Below are 11,198 nucleotides of genomic sequence, written 5' to 3'. Positions count from 1 at the left end.
CCTTTGATCCTGGCGGAAAGATGCCCGGCCCTTCGGGTTGGCTGAAACGGGCCGGCTGATCGACCGGCCGGCTTGGCCGTAGAGCCGGGCTACGACGCGCGCCGGCCGGTCGACCATCCGACTCCGTTTGAGCCAACAGAATGCTTCAAGCTGACCAGGAAAGGCTCTAGGAAAACCGGAGCCCGGCAATTCCGTCGCCGGGCTCTGGCACCTCCAGCTTTTTGCCGCTAGGAAAAGAACGGCAGCATTCAGGGAGGAACTGGCATGGGCGACAATCCGATTTATGAGATCCGCGACGAACGCTTCGGTGCAATGGTCATCGGCAGCGCCGGCCTCGAGGAGCTTTATTCCGGCTGCCGCTGGACGGAAGGCCCAGTCTGGTTTTCCGACCTGAACTGCCTTCTCTGGAGCGATATCCCGAATGAACGCATGATGCGCTGGACACCGGACGGTACGGTCTCCGTCTTCCGCTCGCCCTCCAACTACGTCAACGGCAATACCCGCGACCGGCAGGGCCGGCTGGTCTCCTGCGAACATGGCGGCCGCCGCGTCACCCGCACCGAGACGGACGGCACCATCACCGTTCTCGCCGACAGCTACAAAGGCAAACGGCTGAACTCGCCGAACGACGTCGTCGTACACTCCGACGGCGGGGTCTGGTTCACCGATCCGACTTACGGCATCCTGTCGGATTACGAGGGCCACAAGGCCGAGCCCGAGCAGCCCACGCGCAACGTCTACCGGATCGATCCGACAAGCGGGGCGATCGACGCCGTCGTCGAGGATTTCATCCAGCCGAACGGCCTTGCCTTCTCGCCCGATGAGACGAAGCTTTATATTGCCGATTCCGGCTCCGCAAAACATGACGTGCCGCGCCATATCCGCGTTTTCGACGTCATCGACGGCAGGACGCTTGCCAACAGCCGCTATTTCTGCAGCCTCGATGTTGGCCATCCCGACGGTTTCCGTTTCGATGTCGCCGGCAATCTCTGGACGAGTGCCTCCGACGGCGTGCACTGCTTTTCGCCCGACGGAACGCTGCTCGGCAAGATCAGGGTGCCGCAGACGGTGTCCAACCTCACCTTCGGCGGCCCCAAGAAAAACCGGCTTTTCATCACCGCAACGCGTTCGGTCTATTCGATTTATATCAAGACGACCGGCGCGCAATATCCGTAGATCAGGCCTTCGGTCTATCGGGACGGCCGTGCAGCGGCTCGGCCCGATGCCAGTTTTCCAGGATGCGGCCATCAGTGTGTTTCTGCCGCGCCCAGCGGACGCCGTTCGAGATCACCTTATGCACGGTCTTGTCGTGATAGATCGGGTAGGTCTCGTGGCCGGGGCTGAAGAAGAAGATGCGCCCGCGCCCGCGCTGGAAGGTGCAGCCGCTGCGGAACACCTCGCCGCCGGAATACCAGGAGATGAAGACAAGCTCGTCCGGCTGCGGAATATCGAAGGGCTCGCCGTACATTTCCGAGGCATTGACCTCGAAATAGGGCGGCAGGCCCTCGGCGATCGGATGCGAAGGATTGACCACCCAGACGCGCTCCAGATCGCCATCCGGCGTCTCGCGCCAGGAGAGGTTGGCATTGGTGCCCATCAGCCGCCGGAAGAGCTTGGAGTGGTGGCCGGAATGCAGCACCAGCAGGCCCATGCCCTTCAGCACGCGCTGCTGCACACGGTCGATCAGCCCGTCGCTGACCTCCTCATGCGCCATATGCCCCCACCAGAGCAGCACGTCGGTGTCATCGAGCACGCTGTCCGGCAGACCTTCATCAGGATCATCCAGCATGCCGCGGCGGATTTCGAAATCCGGATGGGCAATGCCGGCAGCGATCGCTCCGTCGATACGATCAGGATAGATCTCCTGAACCTCTTTGTGGAGTTGCTCGTGGCGTCCCTCGTTCCAGATGGTGACCTTGATTGTCATGGCATTCCTCGATGTCTAGGCTGTGATGTTTCAGGCGAAATTGTCAGGCGGTTGCCGGACGGATCACCCGGCCGGCGGAATCGAACAGATGGCAGGCGGCGGGATCGGCCGTCAGCGACACGCGGTCACCCGGCCGCACGGCGATATCGCCCTCAGCGCGCACGACGATCGGCTGCTCCTGCGCGCCGACGGTCATGTAGGTTTCGACGCCGAGGCGCTCGACGATGACGACTTCGGCCGTAAAGTGGTCGTGGCCCTCGGCGGCGATCTTCAGATGCTCCGGCCGGATGCCGAGCTTGGCCTCGCCCTGCGGCAGCGCGCCGTTGGCATCGGCGAGATCGAGCGAAAGCCCGATCGTGCTGTTGAGATGCACCTTGCCGGCCGCCGGCCGCGTTATAGTGACGGGAATGACGTTCATCTTCGGCGAGCCGATGAAGGTCGCGACGAATTCGTTGTCCGGCTCATGATAGAGCGACATCGGCGCACCCTCCTGCGCTACCACGCCCTTGTTCAGCACGACGATGCGGTCGGCCATCGTCATCGCTTCCACCTGGTCGTGAGTGACGTAGACGACCGTCGCCTTCAGCTCGCGGTGCAGGCGTTGCAGCTCAGCGCGCATCTGCACGCGCAGCGCCGAATCGAGGTTCGACAGCGGCTCGTCGAACAGGATCAGCGCCGGCTTCTTGATGATCGCGCGGCCGATCGCGACGCGCTGGCGCTGGCCGCCGGAAAGAGCGGCCGGGCGGCGGTCGAGATAGTCGGTGAGCTGCAGGATCTCGGCAACACCCTCCACTTGCCGGCGGATCTCTGCCTCCGGCACCTTCTTCAGGCTGAGCGAGAAGCCGATGTTTTCGGCAACGCTCATATGCGGATAGAGCGCATAGGACTGGAACACCATGGCGATGCCACGTTTGTCGGGCGGCACGTCGTTGATGCGCTTACCGTTGAGGATGAGGTCGCCATCGTCGATGCCTTCGAGGCCGGCGATCATCCGCAGCAGCGTGGACTTGCCGCAGCCGGACGGACCGACGAAGACCGCGAATTCGCCGTCTTCCACGGTGATGTCGACGCCCTTGATGACCTCGAGCGCGCCGTAGAATTTGCGAACGTTTCTGAGATTGATCATTTGTTTCTCTTTCTTGATCTCAGCCCTTCACGCCGCCCGAAAATGTCTGGACGAGGAAGCGCCGCGCAAAACCGAAGGCGACGACGGCAGGCAGCAGGTAGATGAAAGCCAGCGCCGTCAGCAGGCCGTAATCGATCTCGTTGATCCGCAGAAAGGCGCGGAAGAGACCGAGCGGCAGCGTCTGCAACTCCGGCGACGACAGGAGGATCAGCGGCAGCAGGAAATCACCCCAGGCCGACATGAAGGCGAAAAGCCCGGCCGCAGCCAGCCCCGGCAGCGCCAGCGGGATCAGCACCCGGCGGATGCGCTGGATAAGTGTTGCCCCATCCATCAGCGCCGCCTCCTCGTAGTCCCTCGGCAGCCCGTCGAAGAAGGTCTTCATGATCCAGAGCGCCAGCGGCAACTGCATCGTCGCAAGCACCAGGATCAGCCCGAGATAACCGTCGATGAAACCGGTCCAGCGCATGATATCGCGGGCATAGCTGCCGAAGATCGGCCTAAGCACCGCCGCTTCCGCGTTGTTCAGCGTCAGCAGGAATTTGTAGAGCGGCACGACGAGCGCCGTCGGCGGCAGCACCCGGATGAGCAGGATCGCGTAGAGGAAGGGCAGCTTCCACCAGGCCCGGGTGCGCGATAGCGCATAGCCGCCAAGTCCGGAAAGCACCATGACGAGCAGCGTCGCGCCGCCGACCACGAACAGCGAGTTGAACAGCCACTTCGCCCCGTCCTCTTTGGTGAAGACCCTGACATAGTTGGCGAAGGTCCATTGCTCCGGCCAATGCAGGAAGAGCTGCGCATTGCCGTCGAACGAGGCGATCAGCACCCAGAAGAAGGGTACCGCGCAGAAGATCGAGATCAGCGACAGCGTCGCATAGGCAATGAGGTCGGACCGACCCCTATTTGCAGTTTCGCTCGGGGAAACGACGGCCATGTCAGACCTCCACCTTCATGGCCCGGACATAGGCGATGCCAAGGATCAGCGAGATGACGAGCGCGACGACGGCGACCGCAGCACCGTAGCCCAGCTGGAACGCCGTGAAGGACTGGTTGTAGATATAGATGCTGACCACCTCGGTCGCCCCGCCCGGTCCGCCGCGCGTCAGCGCATAGACGAGGCCGAAGACGGCAATGGTGGAGACGGCCGAGATCAGCATGTAGAGCAGGATCGTCGGCATCATCAGCGGCAGGGTGATGCGGCGGAACATCTGCGAGGGTGTGGCGCCGTCCATGCGGGCGGCCTCATAGATCTCCGTCGAAATGGTACTGAGGCCGGCCGTTAACAGGATCATCGCCGTGGCGATGCCACGCCAGGTATTGACGACGATGATCATCGACAGCGGGAAGACCTGCAGCCAGTCGGCCGGCGTGATGCCGAAGAAGCTGACGATGCGGCTGAGTGTGGCATTGTCGCCGCCTGCCAGCATCGAGATCCACATGAAACCGGCGACGACCTCAGGGGCTGCATTCGGCAACAGGATGATCGACGAGAATACCCGCCGAAAGCGGATCGGGCGGCGCAGCGCAATTGCCGAGATCAGCCCGAGCACGAACTGGCCGATCACCGCCGAACCGATGACGAAGACGAAGGTGACGAATAGCGAATTCCAGAACTTCGCGTCGTTCAAGAGCCGCGTGTAATTCCTGAGACCGACAAAGCGGGGCCGAAGGGCCGCGGCCCCGGTCAGCGCCTCGTTGGTGAAACTCAGATAGATGGAATAGAGGGCCGGATAGATGACGAAGGCCAGAAGCAGCACCAGCGAGGGCAGCAGGATCAGCAGCCATTGCCGCTCGGCGCGCTTTTCATGAGAGTTTCGGGCCATGGAAGCTCACAACCTTATCGGCTTATCGAATGAAAGCGGGAAGATCGGCGATGGCGCCGCGTCCCCGTCCTGGCGGAAGAGAGGGTGCCGGAGCTTACTTGACCATGTCGTCGCCGAGCGTTTCCTTGACGTAATCGACGAGGATCTTCTGGGCGCCGGCGGCATCGGTCTCCTTGCGCAGTAGCGCTTCGGTGGCCCGCGCCACGCCTTCCGAAACCGTGCCGAAACCGGAGGCCTGTTTCAGGAACACGCCGTTTCCGGCCGCCGCATGGATCGGAACCAGTTCCGTCAGCTTCTGGAACTCGGCATTGTCAGCCGCATCCTTGCTGGCCGGGATGTTGCCGATGCGGGCGGCGTAGGAAACCTGCGTCTCGATCGAGCCGATCTCCATCAGCGCCTTGATCGCCAGCTCGGTATTGGCCGACTTGGAATTGACGGCCCACGGCGCAGCGAGATTGGCAAGCACATATTGGCCGCTGCTCTGGCCGGGAACGGTCCAGGTGCCGACCACCTTCGTCACGTCAGGGATGGGATTCTTGCTCTCGCGACCCCAGTCGAAAATATAGCACCAGGAGCCGCAGGTGGTGGCGACGAGCTTGCCGGCCGGGAACATCTGGTACTTCGGCACGACCCAGGGCTCAGGCCCGAGCAGCGGCTGCGTCGGCATCAGATCCTTGTCGATCAGTTCCTTGTAAACGTTGAAGACATCCTTGATGCCTTCGCCATTCAGATCGAGCTTGCCGTCGGCATCGACGAGCTGCGGCGTCTTGGAACCGACGAGCAGATGCTGGAAGCCTTCGTCGAAGGCGCCGCTTCCCCACGAGACGCCGGCCGGGAAGAGCAGGCCGTAGGCGCCGGTCTTCTGCTTGATTTCGGCCGCGCGGTCGAGAAGCTCCTGCCAGGTCTTCGGCTGTTCGGTCGAGATGCCGGCCTTTTCGAGAACATCCTTGCGATAATAGATTTCCTGGATGCCGAGCATGAACGGCATCACATAGGTTTCACCATCCGGGCTGACGGCAAGCTCCTTGGCAACGTCATAGAGGTTGGCGTAGCCATCCCAAGCCTTGAACTCCTTGGTAACAGGCGCGAGATAGCCGGCTTCCACCATGTCGGCGACGGCAGCCGTGGTCGGGATGGAAAAGAGGTCGGGCGCGTTGCCGGCGCCGAGCTCCGTCAGAAGTTTGGTCAGGTAATCCTTGTCGGGCGCCGGATATTCGATGACCTCGACGGTGACGCCATATTTCTTTTCGATCCGCTCGACCGTCGACTTCATCGCGTCGATGCCGGCCTGACCGTGATTTGCAATGCGGATTGTTTCAGCCTGCGCCAGCGTCGAAACCGCGCTCAGCAGAACGGCGCATAGGCCGCCAAGAACCATCTTCTTCAATTGAAGTCCTCCCTTTTTTAGAGACACGGCGCCCTCCAGCACCGGTTGCGAAAATGTACACGCATTCCAAACACTGACAAGATGGTTTTTGAAAAGATTCGAACGCGAGTTTTAATTTACTGATATTGCTTATCTATATAGATATTGCCATCGCGATACCGTTTGTGTAATCGTGTGCACAATGCATTCAGGGAGGAATTTTCATGACTAGGAAATTGCGCCTCGGTGTCATTGGCGCTGGCTTGAAGGCGGCGGAATATGCCGAGAGCTGGGTCAAGATGCCGGAGGTCGAATTTGCTGCACTCGCCGACACCACGGCGGCTTCACGCCAGCGCCTGATCGACGTATGCCTCGCCGCCGGCGCACCACAACCGAAGAGCTTCGAGGATTATCGCCGGATGCTCGCGGAATGCCGGGGCGAACTCGATATCGTCTACGTCTCTACCCCGCATTCCTTCCATGCCGAGCAGGCAACGGCCGTCGCCGAGGCCGGCCTCGACCTCTTCCTGGAAAAGCCGATGGTGACGACGGTCGCCGAGGCCGAGAGGCTGATCGCCGCGCAGAAAAAGAGCGGCGTCACCATCGTCACCGCCTTCCAGGGCGGCCTGTCGCCGCTGGTGCTCGACACGCGCCGGCAGGCTCTCGCCGGCGAATTCGGCGAGCTGATCGCCATATCGGGCATGATCTGGGAAAGCTGGTCGTCCAATTATGACGGCCACTGGAAGCAGCAGCCTGATATCTCCGGCGGTGGCTTCATGTTCGATACCGGCGCCCACATGATGAACACCGTCTGCCTGCTCGCCAATTCGGATTTCGACAGTGTGTCGGCCTACATGAACAACCACGGCAGACGGGTCGATATCGCAACCGCCGTCTCCGCCCGGCTGAAGAACGGCGCGCTGGCGACATTGACGGCCGCCGGCGAAGGCCCTCCGGGCTGCGCCTCCTACATCACCTTCTTCTATTCAAAGGCGATCGTGCGCATCGACGCCTGGGGCGGCTGGCGCGAGATCAGTGTCGGCCGCACCGCCGAGCCACGCGAGGAGGCTGAGATTCTCGGCAACCCGATGAAGAATTTCCTCGCCATTCGCGAGGGAAAGATGGAAAACTCCGGCTCCGTTGAAATGGGCCTCAGATTCGCTAGGCTATGGGATGCAATCAAGGAATCGGCAGCGGCCGACGGCGCTTCCGTCAGGATCGTCGCCCAATAGGCGCTGAAGATGAGCGGTATGAGCAGACGGCGGATCACATCGAAGGAACTGGCGAAACTCGCCGGCGTCTCCTCCGCCACCATTTCCCGCGCCTTCTCGCCGGATTCACGCATCGGCAGCGCGACCCGCGACCGCATCCTCGCCGTCGCCCGTGAACATGGCTACCAGCCGAACGCGATCGCCCGCTCGCTGAACAACCAGCGCTCCCGCCTCGTCGCCCTGGTCGTCAATGCGATCGGCAACCCTTGCGAGGCTGAGGAGCAGCAGCTTCTCGTCCACCGCCTGCAGGCCAGACAATTGCTGCCGATCATCCTCTGCTGTGCCGATCATTCCGACCGGTTGCAGCTGATGCGCCTTGCCTCCACCTATCAGGTCGATCACGTCGTCGTCTTCTCCGACATGGTGTCGATGCAGGATGCCGTCGATATCTTCCATACGACGAAGCCGATCATCGTCTCCTTCGAGCCGCTCGACAACGAAAACGTCTCCAGCATCCGCATCGACGGCTCTGAGGCCGCCGACGAGATCATCGACAAGATCGTCCGCGACGGTAAGAAGCGCTTCGCCTACCTCTCCGGCACCAATTCCAGCTGGATCGACAAGCTCAGGCGCAAATGGTTCGCCGATGCGCTGACCAAGCGCGGCCTCGCCTTCGAGACGCAGGCCTTCGGCGATTATTCCTATGATTCCGGCTTCAAAGAAGCCGTGCTCCTGCTGCACCGTGACAAGGTCGACGCCATCATCTGTGGCAACGATGTTATGGCGATCGGTGCGCGCGATGCAGCCCGCCGGGTGCTCGGCAAGAACACCCCTGATGATATCGCCATCGTCGGCCAGGACGGCATCGCCATGGCCGCCTGGGATTGCAACGACCTCACCACGCTGAGCCTAGACCACGTCGCCTTCATCGATGCCGTCGTCGAATTGATCGAACGCCATGACGCCGAGATCGAAGGCCCGCACAGCATCACGCTCACCTGCACCGCCCGCTGGGGCTCGACTGCCTGATGCATGTCGCCTGGAAGTGTACAGCGGTTCCGGGATGACGACATGCATGAAAAAAGCTAAAGCCCGTCGCATGAATCAAGTTCGCTGTGACGTGCTTTAGCGGCGCGCTCATCCATTGCATCGAGGAGGAATACCGATGACCCGATTTTCACGCGCCGAGAGGCGCCGCAATGTCCCTGATGCCGTAATCTGGAGAGCCTGAAATGCGTTCCGTCGTTTCCTTCAATGAAGGCTGGAGTTTCCACGAGGGCTTCGGCCAGCGCCTGCTCGAAACTTTCGATGCCGCCAAATCAGTCAGCCTGCCGCACACCGCCGTCGAACTGCCCTTCAGCTATTTCGACGAGACCAGCTATCAGCGCGCCTTCACCTATCAGAAGGTGCTGCGCTGGCTGCCGGAATTCGAGGGCCGCGAAGTCTCGCTCGTCTTCGACGCCGCCATGGCCGACAGCGTCGTCTATCTGAACGGCGAGGAAATCATTGCCCATAAGGACGGCTACACCCCCTTCGAGGCCCGCCTCACCGGCAAGCTCGCCAAGGGCGAGAACCTCGTCACCGTCAAAATCGACGGCAGCGAAAATCCTGACATTCCGCCTTTCGGCGGCCGCATCGATTATCTGACCTATGCCGGCATCTACCGCGATGTCTGGCTGAAGGTCACCGACCCGGTCTCGATCCGCAATCTCAAGATCGAAACCACAGATGTTCTCGACCCGGAGAAATCGGCGACCATACGCGTCGATATCGCCAATCCCGAGGGCCGCAGCTTCTCGGCGACGGTCACCGCGACGCTGAAGCAGGCCGACGGCACGGTGGTCGCCACTGCCGCAACCGAAACGATCGGCGACAGCACCAGGCTTTCCTTCGGCGGCCTCACCGGCATCGCCCTCTGGGACATCACCGATCCCACGCTCTATGACGTCACCGTCGAGCTCAGGACCGAACATGGCTCCGACCGTCTCTCCACACGGTTCGGCTTCCGCACCGCCGAATTCACGCCGGAAGGTTTCCTCCTCAACGGCAAGCCATTGAAGCTGCGCGGCCTCAACCGCCACCAGGCCTTCCCCTATGTCGGTTATGCCGCCGGCCGTTCCGCCCAGGAGCGCGACGCCGACATCATGAAGACGGTGCTGAAGTGCAACGTCGTCCGCACCTCGCATTATCCGCAGTCGAAATGGTTCCTCGACCGATGCGACACGATCGGTCTGCTGGTTTTCGAGGAGATCCCCGGCTGGCAGCATATCGGCGATGCCGACTGGCAGCAGGAATCCATCGAGAACGTCCGCCGCATGATCGAGCGCGACTGGAACCACCCCTCGATCATCATCTGGGGCGTGCGCATCAACGAATCGCAGGATAGTCACGATTTCTACGCCGAGACCAATCGCCTCGCCCGTGAACTCGACAGCACCCGCCAGACCGGCGGCGTGCGTTATCTCACCGAGAGCGAGCTGCTCGAAGACGTCTATACGATGAACGACTTCATCCTCGGCAATGAAGAGCTGCCGGGCGCCAACCGCCCGCGCACCGCGCTGCGCGCCCAGCAGGAAAATACCGGACTGTCCCACAAGGTGCCGTACCTCATCACCGAGTTCAACGGCCACATGCACCCGACGAAGATTTACGACCAGGAGCAGCGCCAGGCCGAGCATGTGCGCAGGCACCTGGAAGTGCTGAATGCCGCCTATGGCGATCCTGATATCTCCGGCGCTATCGGCTGGTGCATGTTCGATTACAACACCCACAAGGATTTCGGCTCCGGCGACCGCATCTGCTATCACGGCGTCATGGACATGTTCCGCGAGCCGAAATTCGCGGCCTATGCCTATATCAGCCAGTGCGACCCTTCCGAGGAGATCGTCATGAAGCCGGCGACCTTCTGGGCGCGCGGCGAACGCAACATCGGCGGCGTGCTGCCGCTGATCATCCTGACCAACTGCGACGAGGTGGAGCTGCGATATGGCGCGCTCAGCAAGCGCATCGGTCCGGATCGCGAGAATTATCCGCATCTGCCGCATCCGCCCGTCGTGCTCGACCATCGTCATTTCACTGCCGACGAGCTCGGCACCTGGGGTCTCGAATGGATCGACGGCACATTCACCGGCTATATCGGCGGCGAGCCGGTGGCCAGCCTGACGCTGGCGGCCGATCCATTGCCGACGACCCTGGAGGTCGTTGCCGATAGCAGCACGCTGAAAGCCCGTGAACGCGACAGCACACGCGTCATCATCCGCGCCCTCGACCAGCGCGGCCAGCGCCTGCCCTTCATGAACGACAGCATTTCGCTGAAGGTGCACGGCCCGGCAAGGATTGTCGGTCCGACCAACGTGCCGCTCCAGGGCGGCACCGCCGGCTTCTGGCTGGAGGCGACGGGGTTCACGGGCGAGATCACCGTCGAAGCGGTTTCGACGCGTTTCGCGCCGGTGTCGCTCAGCGTGACGGCTGCCTAGCGCATAACCCCGAAAATCGAAATCGATTTTCGGAAAGGATTATGTGCAAACTCAAAGTGTTAGAACGTCCTTAACGCGTCTTATAGATGCGCGGCGCTCTAATGACTGTTACGAAATCCTGAGCTGGCTCTCGGGATCGAAGAAGACGGCCTTGTCGAGATTGAATGCGAGGCGGGTGTTTTGTCCTGGAGCGATGCCGGTATCGGCGCGCAGGCGGGCGACGACGGATTTGCCGCCGAGCTTGGTGACGGCGAAGGTGTCGGAGCCGGCCG

At 61.7% G+C, this 11,198-nt stretch carries 9 protein-coding genes and 1 pseudogene; 4 read left to right on the top strand and 6 right to left on the bottom strand.

Going from position 1 to position 11,198, the window contains the following annotated elements; all coding sequences use genetic code 11:
• The first annotated feature begins 264 nt into the window (after positions 1–264).
• Entirely contained in the window at positions 265–1,176 is a 912-nt protein-coding gene (locus AC1D2N_RS35785) for an SMP-30/gluconolactonase/LRE family protein (RefSeq protein WP_018447037.1), read from the top strand.
• Position 1,177: 1 nt separating this feature from the next.
• Here the strand turns inward: AC1D2N_RS35785 and AC1D2N_RS35780 are convergent, their stop codons facing one another.
• From AC1D2N_RS35780 to AC1D2N_RS35760, 5 genes are all read right to left on the bottom strand, one after another.
• The gene (locus tag AC1D2N_RS35780; RefSeq protein WP_130653104.1) at positions 1,178–1,927 is read right to left on the bottom strand and encodes a ThuA domain-containing protein; all 750 of its coding nucleotides are present in this window, start codon (positions 1,925–1,927) and stop codon (positions 1,178–1,180) included.
• A 43-nt stretch (positions 1,928–1,970) separates the two neighbouring features.
• Positions 1,971–3,053 (bottom strand): ABC transporter ATP-binding protein, encoded by a 1,083-nt coding sequence (locus tag AC1D2N_RS35775; protein WP_130653105.1) that lies wholly within the window; start codon positions 3,051–3,053, stop codon positions 1,971–1,973.
• A 19-nt stretch (positions 3,054–3,072) separates the two neighbouring features.
• On the bottom strand, positions 3,073–3,984 hold the full coding sequence (locus AC1D2N_RS35770; RefSeq protein ID WP_065276800.1) for a carbohydrate ABC transporter permease: 912 nt from the start codon (positions 3,982–3,984) through the stop codon (positions 3,073–3,075).
• A 1-nt stretch (position 3,985) separates the two neighbouring features.
• Positions 3,986–4,873, bottom strand: a complete 888-nt coding sequence (locus AC1D2N_RS35765; RefSeq protein ID WP_477982974.1) for a carbohydrate ABC transporter permease — start codon at positions 4,871–4,873, stop codon at positions 3,986–3,988.
• A 94-nt stretch (positions 4,874–4,967) separates the two neighbouring features.
• Positions 4,968–6,260, bottom strand: coding sequence for an ABC transporter substrate-binding protein (locus tag AC1D2N_RS35760; protein ID WP_130653107.1), 1,293 nt, complete (start codon positions 6,258–6,260; stop codon positions 4,968–4,970).
• Positions 6,261–6,463: 203 nt separating this feature from the next.
• Between AC1D2N_RS35760 and AC1D2N_RS35755 the strand changes: the two genes are divergently transcribed.
• The 3 genes from AC1D2N_RS35755 to AC1D2N_RS35745 all read left to right on the top strand — a co-directional run bounded on the left by AC1D2N_RS35755 (position 6,464) and on the right by AC1D2N_RS35745 (position 10,926).
• The gene (locus AC1D2N_RS35755) at positions 6,464–7,471 is read left to right on the top strand and encodes a Gfo/Idh/MocA family protein (protein ID WP_130653108.1); all 1,008 of its coding nucleotides are present in this window, start codon (positions 6,464–6,466) and stop codon (positions 7,469–7,471) included.
• 9 nt (positions 7,472–7,480) lie between these two features.
• Positions 7,481–8,479, top strand: coding sequence for a LacI family DNA-binding transcriptional regulator (locus AC1D2N_RS35750; protein ID WP_018243688.1), 999 nt, complete (start codon positions 7,481–7,483; stop codon positions 8,477–8,479).
• A gap of 203 nt (positions 8,480–8,682) precedes the next feature.
• Positions 8,683–10,926, top strand: coding sequence for a glycoside hydrolase family 2 protein (locus AC1D2N_RS35745; RefSeq protein WP_130653109.1), 2,244 nt, complete (start codon positions 8,683–8,685; stop codon positions 10,924–10,926).
• Between the two features lie 108 nt (positions 10,927–11,034).
• Here the strand turns inward: AC1D2N_RS35745 and AC1D2N_RS35740 are convergent.
• Positions 11,035–11,198, bottom strand: a pseudogene (locus AC1D2N_RS35740) (sugar ABC transporter ATP-binding protein); the annotation flags it as partial.

Source organism: Rhizobium sp. P1_B8 (genome assembly GCF_056406515.1).
Note: the sequence above shows the minus strand (reverse complement) of the source record. Positions and strands in the feature narration are given on the sequence as shown.